At 56.0% G+C, this 14,960-nt stretch carries 14 protein-coding genes and 1 pseudogene; 2 read left to right on the forward strand and 13 right to left on the reverse strand.

Going from position 1 to position 14,960, the window contains the following annotated elements; all coding sequences use genetic code 11:
- The first annotated feature begins 80 nt into the window (after window positions 1-80).
- Window positions 81-380 carry an ArsR/SmtB family transcription factor gene (locus ACQG22_RS12020; protein WP_029883352.1) on the forward strand — a complete coding sequence of 100 codons (300 nt, stop codon included), beginning with the start codon at window positions 81-83 and terminating at the stop codon, window positions 378-380.
- Window positions 381-411: 31 nt separating this feature from the next.
- On the opposite strand, the gene ACQG22_RS12025 is transcribed toward ACQG22_RS12020, so the two are convergent.
- Window positions 412-1,044 carry a helix-turn-helix domain-containing protein gene (locus ACQG22_RS12025; RefSeq protein ID WP_045294193.1) on the reverse strand — a complete coding sequence of 211 codons (633 nt, stop codon included), beginning with the start codon at window positions 1,042-1,044 and terminating at the stop codon, window positions 412-414.
- Window positions 1,045-1,165: 121 nt separating this feature from the next.
- Window positions 1,166-2,494, reverse strand: a complete 1,329-nt coding sequence (locus ACQG22_RS12030; RefSeq protein ID WP_029883354.1) for a 2-hydroxycarboxylate transporter family protein — start codon at window positions 2,492-2,494, stop codon at window positions 1,166-1,168.
- A 377-nt stretch (window positions 2,495-2,871) separates the two neighbouring features.
- Here ACQG22_RS12030 and ACQG22_RS12035 point away from each other — a divergent pair, with 377 nt between their 5' ends.
- Window positions 2,872-4,557, forward strand: coding sequence for an NAD-dependent malic enzyme (locus ACQG22_RS12035; RefSeq protein WP_369706466.1), 1,686 nt, complete (start codon window positions 2,872-2,874; stop codon window positions 4,555-4,557).
- Window positions 4,558-4,594: 37 nt separating this feature from the next.
- Here ACQG22_RS12035 and ACQG22_RS12040 read toward each other — a convergent pair whose 3' ends face one another.
- The 11 genes and pseudogenes from ACQG22_RS12040 to ACQG22_RS12090 form a co-directional block, all read right to left on the reverse strand.
- Window positions 4,595-5,596, reverse strand: a complete 1,002-nt coding sequence (locus tag ACQG22_RS12040) for a Kdo(2)-lipid IV(A) acyltransferase (RefSeq protein ID WP_038981834.1) — start codon at window positions 5,594-5,596, stop codon at window positions 4,595-4,597.
- A 177-nt stretch (window positions 5,597-5,773) separates the two neighbouring features.
- On the reverse strand, window positions 5,774-6,004 hold the full coding sequence (pptA, locus tag ACQG22_RS12045; RefSeq protein WP_013096502.1) for a tautomerase PptA: 231 nt from the start codon (window positions 6,002-6,004) through the stop codon (window positions 5,774-5,776).
- Between the two features lie 34 nt (window positions 6,005-6,038).
- On the reverse strand, window positions 6,039-6,659 hold the full coding sequence (locus ACQG22_RS12050; protein ID WP_369706465.1) for a glutathione S-transferase family protein: 621 nt from the start codon (window positions 6,657-6,659) through the stop codon (window positions 6,039-6,041).
- A 41-nt stretch (window positions 6,660-6,700) separates the two neighbouring features.
- A complete protein-coding gene (locus ACQG22_RS12055; protein ID WP_048972823.1) occupies window positions 6,701-7,588 on the reverse strand; it encodes an ABC transporter substrate-binding protein in 888 nt (295 codons plus the stop codon).
- Window positions 7,589-7,597: 9 nt separating this feature from the next.
- On the reverse strand, window positions 7,598-8,371 hold the full coding sequence (locus ACQG22_RS12060; RefSeq protein ID WP_040022655.1) for an amino acid ABC transporter ATP-binding protein: 774 nt from the start codon (window positions 8,369-8,371) through the stop codon (window positions 7,598-7,600).
- A complete protein-coding gene (locus ACQG22_RS12065) occupies window positions 8,355-9,287 on the reverse strand; it encodes an amino acid ABC transporter permease (RefSeq protein WP_023621243.1) in 933 nt (310 codons plus the stop codon). Before ACQG22_RS12065 ends, ACQG22_RS12060 begins: the two co-directional genes overlap by 17 nt.
- A gap of 9 nt (window positions 9,288-9,296) precedes the next feature.
- Entirely contained in the window at window positions 9,297-9,806 is a 510-nt protein-coding gene (locus tag ACQG22_RS12070; RefSeq protein ID WP_013096497.1) for a GNAT family N-acetyltransferase, read from the reverse strand.
- A gap of 9 nt (window positions 9,807-9,815) precedes the next feature.
- Window positions 9,816-12,078, reverse strand: a pseudogene (locus ACQG22_RS12075) (NtaA/DmoA family FMN-dependent monooxygenase).
- Between the two features lie 16 nt (window positions 12,079-12,094).
- Window positions 12,095-13,216: an amidohydrolase gene (locus ACQG22_RS12080; RefSeq protein ID WP_108453115.1), complete on the reverse strand. Its 1,122-nt coding sequence runs from the start codon at window positions 13,214-13,216 to the stop codon at window positions 12,095-12,097.
- A complete protein-coding gene (locus ACQG22_RS12085; protein WP_369706464.1) occupies window positions 13,195-14,214 on the reverse strand; it encodes an LLM class flavin-dependent oxidoreductase in 1,020 nt (339 codons plus the stop codon). The genes ACQG22_RS12080 and ACQG22_RS12085 overlap by 22 nt, the downstream gene beginning before the upstream one ends.
- A 110-nt stretch (window positions 14,215-14,324) precedes the next feature.
- Window positions 14,325-14,864, reverse strand: a complete 540-nt coding sequence (locus ACQG22_RS12090; protein ID WP_044158442.1) for an AAA family ATPase — start codon at window positions 14,862-14,864, stop codon at window positions 14,325-14,327.
- Between the last annotated feature and the right edge of the window lie 96 nt (window positions 14,865-14,960).

A 14,960-nucleotide genomic window follows, 5' to 3' on the forward strand; every position in this document is an offset into this window, starting at 1 on the left:
GTACGAGTATTATCGAACTATTTTTTCACGGTTGACCTATTGTTGATATAGCTCAATCTGAACGTTGACGCAGGAAAACGATGATCCCAAACCACCCCGAACCTGAACAAATACTGCTGGAAAATGTGCTGTTTGCTCTCGGCAACCCGCTCCGGCTATCGATTATCCGCAGGCTGGCCGATGGCAGTGAACTGAGCTGCAACGCGCTGCGCCCGGACGATGTGGTGAAATCCACCATGACCCACCACTGGCGCGTACTGCGCGACAGCGGTGTAATCTGGCAGCGCCCGCAGGGGCGAGAGAATATGATTTCACTGCGAAGAGACGATCTGGATGCCCGTTTTCCTGGGCTGATGGCGATATTGCTGCGGGCTGTATAGCCCTGCGGTTACGTTAATATCCGTGGCAACGCTACGCTTTTTCCTGACGATAGACCGGGATCTGCCGTCGGGTGCTGGTCAGCGTATCAAAGACCTCGGTCCCGGAGGTGGTTATTCTCATCCCCGTTTTGCGCAACCGTTGCACATCGGCCGCGATGCGCTGAATGCCGAACCAGAAAAGCCCGTCGAGTGCGGTTACCGAGAGCCCGTTTTCCAGCGCTAACTTTAATCGCTCACGGGGCGCTTTCACCTGCTGGGCGATTTGCCGGTACGGCACTTCGCTCCCCCCTTCGCTATCACTGCGCTGGATACGCGTTTTCAGGTGGTAGTTAAATTCATCGGGGATCCCGTCCAGATTCATTTTCAGGCTATAAACACAGCCGAAGCGCTTGCCGTTAAAAAGCACATTTTTTTGGCTGAGTTGAAGCTCTTTTCTGAGGCCGTCAATTAACTGCGGGGCGCGGGTGAGGAGTAACCGGAAAGGAAGCTCAAAGCTGGTGACGTAATCCACATTCAGCAGCGCCAGACGCAGGCGTTCTTCTGCACCGGCCTGTTGCTCCCGACACTCTTCCAGTACCTCCGCCCACTGACGCGTCAGACGCTCTGGTTCGGCGGCTTCGGTAAAGAGAAATTTTTCAATCTGGTAATCAACTCTTCCGGTCATCGTGCGGTTTCCCGTCGCTGTGAATGCGGTAATTCTATCCAGCGCAGTGATATTTATAAAGAACTGAACCGCAACGGCGTGCTGAAAATGTCGTTGCGATTCAGTCTTCTGACATCCAGGATCAGTGCGCCATTAACCAGCCCATCAAAAGCGTGGCGAAAATCACCGTCGACGCACCGCCAATGCGGGTCGCAATCTGGGCAAACGGCATCAGCGACATGCGGTTAGACGCGGAAAGAATTGCCACATCTCCTGTCCCGCCCAGCCCGCTATGACAGCAGGTGACAATCGCCGCTTCCACCGGGTACATATTCAGGCGCGACGCAATAAAATAGCCGCTCAGCGCCATTGCGATGACGATCGAACCGCACACCACCACGTATCCCACCGAAAAGACCGACACCACGCTCTCGAGCGGCACGTACAGCATGCCGAGACCAATCATCAACGGCCAGACCAGCGCAGCGGAGACGAATTTATAGCAGCTGTGCGCGCCCTGCTCCATGGAGGCCGGGATCACCTTGAAGTATTTGCACAGCACGGCGATGAGGATCATCAATACCGGGCCGGGAATATGCACCAGCTTCTCAAACAGTCCGCCAACGATGAAAAACGCACACACCATCAGCAACCCGCCCCCCATCAGATGGAAATCCGTCTGCTGTACGCTCTGCGCGCTGGCAAACAGGCTTGTGTCATCTTTGCTGCGGGTTAACATGCCATTGCCTGAAAGCGAGGGACGTTTTGCCCCGAGGCGCGCCAGCGTACCCGCACAAATAATGGCAAAAATATTCCCCACTACGGCGGCGGGTGCCAGTTGCGCCACATACACGTCAGGTGTCTGACCCAGTATCGCCGAATAGGCCAGCGACAACGGTAAAATCCCCTCGCCAATCCCTCCGCCGATAATCGGTACGATGATGAAGAAGAAGGTGTGATACGGCGTATAGCCAAACAGCGAACCAACGAGTAAGCCGGTCAGCACGGCCATCAGGGTACCCACCACCAGCGGAACGAACATGCGGATCATCCCCTGGATCAACAGCACGCGGTTCATCCCCAAAATACTCCCCACCACCAGACAGGCGATGACGAAATAGAGCAAATTGGCCTCTTTCATCAACAGGTGAACCGTATCCAGGGTGTGTTTCTCGAATACGCCAAAATAGACCAGCACCGAGGGCAGCATCAGGCACAATATTGCCGGGCCACCAATATCTTTCAGAAGCGGGATTTGTCGGCCAATTTTGGCAAAGGCGAAACCGAGCGTCATGATCACCGCGAGTCCACCGATCATGTTTTTCGGCAGCAGCCCCGCCCACGCGGAGGTGGCCACAATGGCCGCGATCCCGACAAACAGCATCAACGGGACCGCGCCAACTTCAGCATTGCTCAACCCAAAAGCAAAACGTGAAGCAACTGGAGACGTGGTTACAGAATTATCTTTCATATAATCACCGGATTAGTAGGTTCGGATATCAATAAACAGGAATAAATCGTAATTAGCCTGTACTTAATAAAGCTTTAATATTTAATCGTATTCAAATTGCTATTTATAAAAATGGTTCATCGAGAAATTAGCATGGCGATTTCGCCGGAAATGTGAACAGCACGAGAATTTGTTTTTAAATAACTTAATTCATCTTTTCGTAACTAAAGTTTTTAATCGCCGCGTCGGTGTTTTGAAATTAATTAAACCAGAAAGACTGTGACCATTATCACTACGCCTATGTTCCTTAACCGCTAGATTAGCGCGAAACCAAAGACATAAATAAACCTGCGCCTGCAACTGAACCTTATCCGATTATTGAAATTCAGGAGTCATTCATGTCTCGCAAAGAAGTACTGTATACCCCTTATAGCGGCGCCGTATTACTGGAAAACCCGTTATTAAATAAAGGGCTCGCATTTATTAAAGAAGAACGTGATAACTTTAATCTGCACGGTTTGTTGCCACATAACGTCGAAACCATCGAGGAACAAACCGAACGCGCCTGGATACAATTCTGTCATTTTAAAAGCGATATTTCCCGCCACGTTTATCTGCGAAATATCCAGGATACTAATGAGACGCTGTTTTACAACCTGCTGCGTTCGCACCTGAAAGAGACGTTACCCATTATCTATACCCCCACGGTAGGAGAAGCGTGCGAACACTTCTCGACTATTTATCGCCGCGCGCGTGGGCTGTTTATTTCCTGGCCCAATCGTCACCGTATTGATGAAATGCTGCAAAGCTTCTCACGCAATGATATTCGCGTCATCGTCGTGACCGACGGAGAGCGTATTCTGGGGCTTGGCGATCAGGGAATTGGTGGGATGGGAATACCCATTGGAAAACTCTCGTTATATACCGCCTGCGGCGGGATCCACCCGGCGTCTACCCTGCCGATTATGCTCGATGTCGGTACCAATAATCAGCAGCATCTGGATGATCCCATGTATATGGGCTGGCGTCACCCACGTATCAGCGACGATCAGTACGCCGAGTTTATGGACATGTTTATCAGTACCGTGAAGCAGCGCTGGCCCAATGTATTGCTGCAGTTTGAGGATTTCGCGCAGAAAAACGCCACCAGACTGCTGCAGCGCTACCGCGACCAGCTGTGCTGTTTCAACGACGATATCCAGGGTACCGCCGCCGTGACCGCGGGCACGCTGATTGCTGCCGCCCATGCTGCCGGGACCCGTGTTCGCGATCAGCGCGTGGTCTTCCTGGGGAGCGGATCCGCCGGTTGCGGCATCGCCGAAAAAATCGTGGCGCTGATGATGGATGACGGGCTAACCGAAGCCGAAGCCCGCAGTCGGGTCTTTATGGTCGATCGCTTTGGCCTGCTGACTGACGATATGACCAACCTCCTCGACTTCCAGAAAAACCTGCTCACGGCGCGCGAGGCGATCCGCGACTGGCAGGTTGAGTCGAACAATATTTCGCTGCTGGATGTGGTTAAAAACGCGCATCCGACGGTAATGATTGGGGTCTCAGGCCAGCCGGGCCTCTTCAGCGAAGAGATTGTGAAAGAGATGCATCGCCACTGCCCGCGTCCGGTGATTATGCCGCTTTCTAACCCCACATCCCGCGCGGAGGCGCAACCGCAGGATCTCATTGCCTGGACACAGGGCGCCGCGCTCGTCGCCACCGGCAGCCCGTTTGCGCCGGTGTTCTGGCAGGGCGAGCAGTACGATATTGCCCAGTGTAATAACGCCTATGTATTCCCCGGGCTGGGGCTGGGTATTCTGGCCTGCCATGCACGCCGGGTCACCGAGGAGATGCTGATGGCGGCAAGCCGCAGCCTGGCCGCGCAGTCGCCGCTGGTGACAACCGAAAAAGGTGGATTATTGCCGCCGGTGGATCATATAGAAACGGTGTCACGCCATATCGCGTTTGCCGTCGCCAGAGCGGCCATTGAGCAAGGTGTTGCGCCAGCCATGGAGGATGAGATATTGCTGGCGCGGATTGAAGATACCTGGTGGCAAGCAGATTATGCCCCGTACCGCAGGGCTGCGCTGTAGCCGTCAGCCTGCCCTCACGTTACGGTGAGGGCATACTTTAGTGCTGAATGCCTGACTGTTCAGGCATGTCGCCTGTAGATACAGTACTGTTGGAAGTGACCACGCTTTTTTTGCGCGCATATCTGTCCGGCTGGCCTTCAGGACGGGTTTTGAAGCGTCGGTGCAACCACATATATTGCTCCGGCGCCATCAGCACCGCGCGCTCAATTGCCCTGTTCATTTGCGTGGCTACCGACGCTTTATCACCGCCCTGCAGCGTTTCGCCGATATCTTCAAGAATAATCAGTTCGTAACCGCTGCCGTCTGCCTTTCTGCGTGGAACGAACGGGATCACCGCCGGTCTGGCACTCTTCACCAGCATATAACTTCCGGCGGTTGTCGCGGCATCAGGAACCGCAAAGAACGGTACAAACACGCTGTTGGTTTTGCCGTAGTCGTGATCCGGGGCGTACCAGAGAATGTCATTCTGCTTCAGGGCGCGGATCATGCCCTTCAGGTCGTAGCGATCCAGCATGGTTTTATTTGAGCGCAGACGGCCGCGCGTCTGCAGCCAGTCCAGCAGCGCATTATTGTTAGGGCGATAAACACCGACACCCGGGTTGAGCATGCCAAAGATCCTCGCCCCCAGTTCAAGCGTGAGAAAATGCATACCGATGAGCACCACGCCATTTCCGCGCGCCCGGGCCTCTTCCATATGTTCATATCCGCTGACGCTGAAACATTTACGCACACGCCAGTCAGGCCAGAACCAGGCGATCCCGGTTTCGATGACGCCCATGCCAACCGATTCAAAATTACGCTGCAGTAGCTTTTCGCGCTCATCCTTTTTCATGTCGGGAAAACAGAGCTCAAGGTTGCGGCGAGCGATGTCCACACGACGGGGAAGCAAACGCATGGCCAGACGACCAAGCCCGTGTCCGATTCTTAATAAAAGGGGATACGGGAGCTGCACAATGCACCAGAGCGCTGCAATGCCTGTCCAGCTGAGCCAGTAACGAGGATGAAAAAAGGCGAGTGAGAACTGAGGTAATTTTGTCATGAGAAAATTATCCTGTACTGAATTTAACGCAACTGCTGTGCTTACCAGATGATTTCGTGAAAGTTTTAGAGAGGGAAAGTGTAACGGAAACGTCACAGGATCGTATTATCGATTTTTGCGAAATGTCGGGAGAAACTTAAATGCCGGGTCAACGAGGCCGCTGCCCGGCAAATAAAATTACATCGAATAGCCGGGCTTTTTAATCAACGAATCCAGCTTCGGGCCAATTTCGCTGTCCCAGACCTGCGCTTTCCAGTCTTCAGGATTAACCTGGTTTAACGCCACCGACACTGAACTGTCTTTACTGTTGAAATGACGAATTATCACCTCGGCAATATCAGCCGCCAGCGCGTTTTTTTGTTCGTCGTTTAAATCCCGGGGAAAACATTTGATATCTACATGTGGCATATGCAGGCTTCCTGTTATGAATCAGGTTTACACGTTACCAGATAATGCCGTTTGCCTTTAACACCTTGTGCAGTTCAGGAAGCTGACACACGGCGTCTGCAATGGCCGTTATCTTTGGCGTATTCTCGGCAAACCACGCATGCCGTGGCCCCCAGGTACGTGCGACCGCAATATAGACGTCGAGTAGCGTAAGCTGTTCACCCAGCGCAAACGGGGCCGCTTTGAGCTGGCTATCGAACCACAAATAGAGGGATTTGCGGTATTCGATACAATTTTTCTTCAACTGTTCCGGTGCGTCAGGCACCCAGCGTTCGGGATAATCGGCATAGGTAAAGGTCGGATAGACGTTCGCGACAAACCAGATAAGCAAGCGCTGAAACTGCTGACGTTCTGCCTGTCCGACGGGCGGCGCCAGATCGGGACACCTGTCGAGCACCATCAGGGCGATGGCGGCTGTTTCGGTCATGATCGCGCCATTTTCCAGCGCCAGTGTCGGCACCTGACACAATGGATTGAGTCTTTGCAGCAATTCGCGCTGCGGACCGGGCGCATCAAACCCGTCCACATTAATAAACTCGTAAGGGATGTCTGCCAGAGTCAGCATCACTTCGCTGATTGCCGAGCCCCAGCCGGGTGCACCATAAAGTTTGATCATGTTGCCCTCTCAGGAGTGAAAATCCTAAGTGTAGAGCACAATTAATACGTGATCCCAGGCGGGTTAACCTCCGAGTGTGTCACCGCTTCGCCCTGCTCTCCCCAGCGCGCCAGCACCTTCTGATACTCCCCGCGCGTGATCGCGCCGTCCAGCGCGGCCTGCAGGGCGTAGACCAGTTGATTGCCTTTTTTGGTGGTCGTGGCGACATACGCTTTTTTCGGGCCCAGCCCGACAACGCGCGTTTTACCGGTCAGCGCGGCTTTATACGCCGCGACCGACTGTGGTCCAAAGAACACATCCGCCCGCCCGGACTGAATATAAAGATTGCCCGAGGCATCATCCGTCAGGTACACCGGCAGCGCGGGCTCACGCCCGGCCTTTTTATTCTCCTCGTTCCAGCCTAAGAGGATGCGCTCCTGATTGGTGCCGGATCCGACAATAACCTTTTTACCCGCAAGATCTTCAGGACCGTTAATCGACCGCACCGGACTGGTGGATTTCACCGTAAACGCCAGCGAATCGACGCGATAGGTCGCAAAATCAAACTTCTCTTTGCGCTGTTCGGTCACCGCAATGTTCACCAGCGCCACGTCATAGCGCCCGGAAGTGATCCCCAGCGGCCAGTCTTCCCAGGCGGTGGGAACGAGCTTCAGTTTTAGCCCCAGGCTGCCTGCCAGCAGCCGGGCGATATCCGGATCGCTGCCGATTCGCGTACGGTTGTCGCTGGCAAGCAGGGCCAGCGGAGGTGAGTTAAGCGCAGAAATGGCCACCGTGAGGGTTCCCGGCTCGACAAATTTGTAATGAGCGGGGATCTTCGCCACCGCCTGCTGATCCACCGTCACCGGCAGCGGCTGCTCGTTGGCTTTTAAATCAATACTGGCATGGCTGGCGGCGGTAAAGGCCAGCCCTGCCAGAAGTCCATATTTCATGGGTACTCCTTACAGGACTCGGGAAAGGAACTGACGCGTTCGCGCGTGCGATGGCCGGTTCAGCACCTCATCGCTGCTGCCCTGCTCCACAATTTTGCCGTCGACCATAAACACCACCTGATCAGCCACTTCTCTGGCGAAGCCGATCTCATGGGTGACCACCACCAGCGTGGTGCCGGAACGGGCGAGTTTCTTGATGACATCCAGCACTTCGCCCACCAGCTCCGGGTCTAGCGCCGAGGTGGGTTCATCAAACAGTATGACGCGCGGACGCAGCGCCAGCGCGCGGGCAATGGCGATGCGCTGCTGCTGCCCGCCGGAGAGATGGCGCGACCAGGCATCCGCTTTATCACGCAGCCCCACCACATCCAGCAGGCTATACGCCTGCTCAACGGCCTCTTTTTTGCTCAGTTTTTTATGGGCGACAGGCGCTTCAATCAGGTTTTCCAGCACCGTGAGATGCGGGAAGAGATTAAAGTTCTGGAACACATAACCCACATTGACGCGCTGTTTGAGGATCTCTTTCTCTTTTAACTCGTAGAGTTTGTCACCCCGACGGCGATAGCCGATGTAATCCCCGTCAATCTGAATAAACCCTTCGTCGACGCGCTCAAGGTGGTTGATGGTACGCAGCAGGGTCGATTTACCGGAGCCGGACGGTCCGAGGATCACCGTGACGGAGCCCGGTGGGATCTCAAGCGACACGTTATCGAGCGCTTTATGGCGACCAAAGAATTTACTGACGCCGGTAATGGAAATATGTCCTTCATGAGAGGCTTGCATGGACGGGCTCCTGTGCGGGCGTGGTGGTGACGGAACGGGAACGGGTACGGCTGAGGGTACGGTTCTGATTCACCGCCGAGCGACGTTCGCTGCGGGCCAGTCCCCGCTCAACACCATACTGGATAGCGGACAACACGGTGGTAATCACCAGGTACCAGGCGGCACCTACCATCAGCAGCGGGATCACCTCCTGCGTGCGGTTGTAAATCATCTGGATGGTGTAGAACAGCTCCGGCATGGCCAGCACGTAAACCATCGCCGTCCCCTTCGCGAGACTGATGATTTCGTTAAACCCGGACGGCAGTATGGTGCGCAGTGCCTGCGGCAGAATGATCCGCACCGTACGACGCCAGGCCGGTAGCCCCAGCGCAGCGGCCGCTTCATACTGACCATGATCCACGCCGAGGAAGCCCCCGCGAATGATCTCCGCGGTATAGGCGCTCTGCACCAGCGTTAGCCCGACAACGGCGGTAGAGAATTGCCCCAGCACATTGATGGTTTCAAAGCTGCCCCAGGTCATGCCGGTGAACGGCACCCCGAGCGAGAGCGTGTCGTAGAGATAGGAAAAGTTATAAAGGATGATCAGCACTACAATCAGGGGCAGCGAGCGAAACAGCCAGATATAGCCCCAGGCCAGGCTGCTCAGCAGCCAGGATGACGAGAGTCTCGCCAGCGCCAGCATACCGCCCAAAATCACGCTCAGCGCGGTGCCGATCAGCGTCAGCAGTAATGTCTGGCCGACGCCTTCAAGGATCACCGGGTCGAAGAACCAGCGGGCAAACACAGACCACTCCCAGCGCGGGTTAAAGGCGACGGACTGGACAACGACCGCCAGGACAAACAGCGCCACCACGGCACCGACGGCCCGCAGCGGATAACGCGCCGGGACCACTTTTATGGTTTCAACGTTGCTCATCATCGTACCTCATGCGGTTTTACTTAACGCTTCACGAACCAGCGTTTTGGTGAAACGCAACCGACCATCAAACGGGGGCTGGCTGTACTCTTCCGGATCGCGGTTGAGATCGAACTGCGGCTGGTAACCCTGGCTAAGATAGAGCCGTACCGCTTCCGGCTGGCGAAAACCGGTGGTCAGGTAGATCTGGCTGTAGCCTGCCAGCACCGCCCGGCGCTCCAGCTCCTGCACCACGCGCCCGGCAAGCCCCTGCTGACGCAGGCTTTTGTCCGTCCAGATGCGTTTGATTTCTGCGGTGCGTTCGTCGAAGGGTTTGTACGCCCCGGTGGCAATAATCTTCCCGTCACGCTCCAGGACGATAAACAGCCCCTGCGGCGCCAGATACCACTCGGTGAGCTCGACCTCAGCATCTTTCGAAAAATAGTCACCGTAGCGGGCAGCGTATTCACCGAACAGCCCATTGATGATGGGCTGAAGATCGGCATCTTCCGGCGAAACGTCACGAAATTGTTCGCTCATAACGCCTCCTTAATCACCCAGACCGGCCGGGTTGACTTCCGACTGCGGGATGCGTTCCACCCCTTCTCCCCAGCGGTTCAGCACTTTGTCGTAATCGCCGTTTTTGATCACGCCATTAAGCGCGGTCTGCACCGGTTCCACCAGGCCGCTGCCTTTTTTCAGCGTCACCGCGATATGCGCCGCCTTCGGCCAGCCGCCGTCAACGCTACCAACCAGTTTGGTTTTACCGGTCAGCGCCGCTTTCCACGCGCCAATCACGTTTGGGCCAAAATACGCATCCGCACGCCCGGACTGGAGCGCCAGCGTTTGTGCCGCGTCATCTTTGGTGTAGACCGGGGTAAACGGTTTCAGTCCCTTCTTAAGGTTTTCGGCGTTCCATGCCAGCAGGATGGCCTCCTGGTTAGTGCCTGAGCCCACAATAATCCGCAGCCCGGCAATGTCCTCCGCCTTCTGCAGGGATGTGATTGGACTGGTTGATTTCACATAGAAACCGAGCGAATCCTTACGGTAGGTGGCGAAATCAAACTTCTCCTTACGCGCTTTAGTCACGGTGATGTTGCTGATCGCCGCATCGTATTTCCCGGAGGCCACCCCCAGCGGCCAGTCCTCCCAGGAGGTTGGCACCACGTTCAGCTCCAGCCCCAGGCTGTCCGCCACCAGACGGGCCACGTCAACTTCGCTTCCCAGAAGCGTTTTGTTGTCATCCGAGAAAACCGTCAGCGGCGGTTGATTGAGGCCCGCCACCGCGACGGTAAATTTCCCCGGCACGGCAAAGCGATAATCTTTCGGCAACTGCGCGATGGCATCGTCGTTTTTGGCGGTATTGATCGGCGTTTTGTTGGCCTCAATACTCACGCCGGTGCCGTTAATGTTCACATTCTCTGCCCAGACGGCAGGGGTAAAGGCCAGCGCGAGCGCCAGAATAAGTGATGGTTTCTGCATAGCGGGTTCTCTTTTATTGTTGTGTGAACTGATTTTTGGGTTCGTCCAGGCCCAGGCTGTCGCGCAGCGTGGTCCCGGGGTAGTCAGTGCGAAACAGGCTGCGGGCCTGTAGCACCGGCACCACCTGGTCAACAAAGCGCGGGAAGGTATCTGGCGTCCCGCCCTGGATGATGAAGCCGTCGGCTGCATAGCCGTCGAACCACGCCTGCAGGCCATCTGCCACCTGCTCCGGCGTGCCGGAAAAACGGGGGCGTGGTGAGGCCGCTTCCAGCGCGACCTGACGCAGCGTCAGCTGACGTTCGCGGGCATTGCGCTTTATCTCATCCGTGGTGCTGCGGAAGCTGTTTTTTCCCATGTCGCCGAGGTCCGGGAACGGCTCGTCGAGCGGATACTGGCTGAAATCGTGATGTTCGAAATAACGTCCGAGATAATTGAGCGCATCCTTAACCGACACCAGCGCCGCGGTGGTCTGGTACTGGTTTTCCACATCTTCGGCATCTTTTCCGACAATCACGCTCACGCCCTGGAAGATGTGCAAATCAGAAGCACGACGACCGTTATTTTCCAGCTGCTGCTTCACATCACGGTAGAACGCTTGTGCTTCTTCGAGAGTTTCATGGTGGGTGAAGATCGCATCGGCATGCTTCGCAGCCAGCTTTTTACCGTCGTCCGATGCGCCCGCCTGGAACACAATCGGACGCCCCTGCGGCGTGCGACCAATATTGAGCGGCCCGGCGACCTGGAAGAAATCACCCCGGTGATCCAGGGTATGCAGTTTGGCGGGGTCAAAAAACTGACCACTCTCTTTGTTGCGCACAAAGGCATCGCCTTCCCACGAGTCCCACAGCCCTTTCACCACATCGAGATACTCATCCGCAATGCGGTAGCGCAGCGCGTGCTCGGGGTGTTTTTCACGCGAGAAGTTCCTGGCCGACCCTTCCAGCGGCGAGGTCACGACGTTCCAGCCCGCACGGCCGTTGCTGAGATGATCCAGGCTGGCAAACTGGCGCGCCACGGTAAAAGGTTCGCTGTAGGAGGTGGATAACGTGCCCACCAGCCCCAGACGCGAGGTAATGCTCGCCAGCGCGGAGAGCACCGTTAACGGCTCAAAGCGATTTAAAAAATGCGGGATCGACTTCTCATTTATGTAGAGGCCATCGGCTACGAATAAAAAGTCGAGCTTGCCCTCCTCTGCTTTTAACGCCGTCGCTTTGACGAAATCAAAATTAATACTGGCATCGGCCACCGCCGCAGGATGGCGCCAGGCGGACATATTCCCGGAAGCACCGTGCAAAATGGTCCCCAGCCGCAATTGTCGGGTTGCAGACATATTCACCTCTTCTGAATTAAACGTGTTGCAGGGCTTTTTCCGCAAGCTGTGCAAAATAACGGGCAGCCGGCTCAATTAATGCTTCGTCCGGATTAAAGGCCGGGTGATGTAAACCATACGGGCTATTGCTGCCAATGCTGACAAACGCGCCGGGGATCTGCTGCAGATAGACTGCAAAATCCTCTCCGCCCATATGCAACTCGGCATGCTGCGTTTCATACCCCGCTTCCCGGGCGACCGACGTGGCAAACGCCGCCCAATGCTCGTCATTGACCAGCGCAGTCGGTCCGGCATACCAGGTGATATCAATCTGAGCACTGAAGGCGCTGGCGAATCCGGCGGCGATTTCACCGACACGCGCTTTGACGTTCTGTTGAACTTCCGTGCGATGCGTGCGCAGCGTCCCTTCCAGCTCAACGCTTTCCGGCAGGACGTTCCAGGTATTGCCGCCCGCAATGCGCGTTACGCTCAGCACAACGGAGTCCAGCGTATTAACGTTGCGACTGGCGACGCTCTGCAACGCGGTAACAAGCTGGCTTGCCAGCACAATCGCGTCGTTGCCTTCATGAGGCCGTGCGGCATGAGCACCTTTGCCGGTAATGCGGATCACAAACCGATCGACGTTGGCATAGAACGGCCCGCCGCGGGTGGCAAACTCACCCACCGGCAACCCCGGCTCGTTGTGCATGCCGAAGATGGCGCTGACGTCACGTAACGCCCCGGCCCGCACCATGCTCTTCGCACCGCCAAAGTTCTCTTCGGCAGGCTGGAACAGGATCCGCACGCGACCGTTGAGCAACGCTTCACGTTCTTTTAGTTTTAATGCCGCCCCGAGGATCACGCTGGTGTGGATGTCATGACCGCAGGCGTGCATGACTCCCGAACGCTGCGAGCTAAACGCCACCCCGCTGCGCTCTTCGATCGGCAAGGCATCAATGTCCGCCCGCAGGGCAATCAGTTTGTTGCCGGTGCCGATCTCCGCCACCAGCCCGGTAGGCAAGTCATAAGGCAGCGGCGTAATACCGGCATGAGTCAGCCACTGGTGCAAACGGGCGGTTGTTTCCACCTCCTGGCCCGACAGCTCCGGATGCTGGTGCAGCTCACGACGCCAGGCAATCAGTTGTTCGCCAAAACGCATACGTTGACCTCCCTGTTAAGTCGCGCCTGCGCCAGCAGACGCAGGGACTGCACGCGCGCGGCGCCGTCCGCAACCGGTGTGTCGATAATGAATTCGTCAATCCCCCACAGGTGATGCAGAGCGTCCAGTTGTGCCAGTACCGACTCAGCGGTCCCGGCCACCAGTGACTGCGCGCGACGCGCTATACGCAGCGGCTCGCTGCCTGCCTGACGCGCAAACGCATAGGCTTGCTCTTCGCTGGCCACCGTAACGCGCTGGCCGTTTGCCAGCTCCACGCCCCAGACTTCAACCTTTTGTGCCAGCGAGTGCGCCTGGGCCTGAGAATCCGCCACAATGACCTGCACCGCCACAATCACCTCCCGGGCGCTGTGTTCCCGCCAGGTGGTGATGACCTCGCGCAGCAGGTCGGGATCGCCATTCAGGTGAGCGGCAAAGACAAAATGCCAGTTGAGCTTTGCGGCCAGCAGAGCACTTTCGACACTCGCTCCCAGCAGGAATCCCTGCGCCGGAACCGGCGGCAGCGGCGTGGCGCGCACCGTCTCCTCCGCCGACTGATTTTCAGGACGGATCCAGCTATCGAGCTGCGCCAGCTGTTCGGCAAAGCTGCCCTTTTCCTGCTGATTCAGACCGCGTTGCAACGCGCGGGTGGAGAGCGGCAGACCGCCAGGCGCTTTTCCAACGCCCAGATCCACGCGTCCGGGAGCCAGGGCAGCCAGGAGATTGAAGTTTTCTGCAACTTTATACGGGCTGTAGTGTTGCAGCATGACGCCGCCCGATCCCACGCGGATACGCGTTGTCTGCCCGAGGATCCAGGCAATCAATAACTCCGGCGAGGGGCTGGCCAACTGTGGGGTGTTGTGGTGTTCGGCAATCCAGAAACGGTGATAACCGAGAGTTTCCGCCTGTTGCGCCAGCGCCAGGGTTCGCGCCAGCGCATCGGCGGCTGTTTCATTTTCAGCGATGGGGCTTTTATCCAGAATGCTGATTCGCCAGGACATGTTGCGTTCTCGTTTGACTTAACATGTCGTTATTAATAAAGGCGTATTTCACCGCTGAGAAACAATTAATTTACATTTGGTTTGCCGGAAATCAGATATATAAAACCCTGTTAAGAATAAGACTTTAGGGAGGAAATCAGCATTTCCGCCTGAGCGCGGCGGGTAATACGGATAAAGCGTATGTGTGCGTAGTCCGGGTTTTGCATATCGACCTGATAACGCCTGCGGTTGTTGCGCCAGGTTTTAATCGTCCAGATGATAATGGACTCTCTGCTGAAGAAGGCGCGCCGGAAACTCTCTTTATTGCCCGTTCCCGGCCAGAGTTCGTGTTGATGCCAGGCCCGCTTGATCGCCCGGATAACGGCCTGATACAGCGTACGGACAAATCCATAGTCCACCCAGACGACCAGATCCACATTGCGCCATTTAACAGGGCGCGTGCGGTTATAGTTGCCATCGAGCACCCAGTTTTGAGAAGCGCTTAATGCATGCTCCAGTTTTTCCAGAAACGCATCATCTGCTGTGCCCTGCCAGTTCGGGCGCCAGTAAAGCCTGTCCATCTCAATATAAGGAATAGCCAGCTCATCAGCGATCCGTCTTGCCAGCGTGGTTTTTCCACTTCCGCTGGTGCCGATTACATTAATTTTCACCGTTAGCCTCGTTCTGGCAGAATAAAAACCAAACCGATCATAGCGTTTACCTTCCGCTAGTTCCACTGAGCAACTGATAAGCGCCACTGATGTTTA

Source organism: Enterobacter cloacae complex sp. 309I3, assembly GCF_050031595.1.
Lineage (GTDB): Bacteria > Pseudomonadota > Gammaproteobacteria > Enterobacterales > Enterobacteriaceae > Enterobacter > Enterobacter cloacae.

Excerpts from the sequence above, each read along its gene's own strand:
- ACQG22_RS12020 (WP_029883352.1), top strand. The coding sequence starts at position 81 with ATGATCCCAAACCACCCCGAACCTGAACAAATACTGCTGGAAAATGTG.
- ACQG22_RS12025 (WP_045294193.1), bottom strand. The coding sequence starts at position 1,044 with ATGACCGGAAGAGTTGATTACCAGATTGAAAAATTTCTCTTTACCGAA.
- ACQG22_RS12030 (WP_029883354.1), bottom strand. The coding sequence starts at position 2,494 with ATGAAAGATAATTCTGTAACCACGTCTCCAGTTGCTTCACGTTTTGCT.
- ACQG22_RS12035 (WP_369706466.1), top strand. The coding sequence starts at position 2,872 with ATGTCTCGCAAAGAAGTACTGTATACCCCTTATAGCGGCGCCGTATTA.
- ACQG22_RS12040 (WP_038981834.1), bottom strand. The coding sequence starts at position 5,596 with ATGACAAAATTACCTCAGTTCTCACTCGCCTTTTTTCATCCTCGTTAC.
- pptA (WP_013096502.1), bottom strand. The coding sequence starts at position 6,004 with ATGCCACATGTAGATATCAAATGTTTTCCCCGGGATTTAAACGACGAA.
- ACQG22_RS12050 (WP_369706465.1), bottom strand. The coding sequence starts at position 6,659 with ATGATCAAACTTTATGGTGCACCCGGCTGGGGCTCGGCAATCAGCGAA.
- ACQG22_RS12055 (WP_048972823.1), bottom strand. The coding sequence starts at position 7,588 with ATGAAATATGGACTTCTGGCAGGGCTGGCCTTTACCGCCGCCAGCCAT.
- ACQG22_RS12060 (WP_040022655.1), bottom strand. The coding sequence starts at position 8,371 with ATGCAAGCCTCTCATGAAGGACATATTTCCATTACCGGCGTCAGTAAA.
- ACQG22_RS12065 (WP_023621243.1), bottom strand. The coding sequence starts at position 9,287 with ATGAGCAACGTTGAAACCATAAAAGTGGTCCCGGCGCGTTATCCGCTG.
- ACQG22_RS12070 (WP_013096497.1), bottom strand. The coding sequence starts at position 9,806 with ATGAGCGAACAATTTCGTGACGTTTCGCCGGAAGATGCCGATCTTCAG.
- ACQG22_RS12080 (WP_108453115.1), bottom strand. The coding sequence starts at position 13,216 with ATGCGTTTTGGCGAACAACTGATTGCCTGGCGTCGTGAGCTGCACCAG.
- ACQG22_RS12085 (WP_369706464.1), bottom strand. The coding sequence starts at position 14,214 with ATGTCCTGGCGAATCAGCATTCTGGATAAAAGCCCCATCGCTGAAAAT.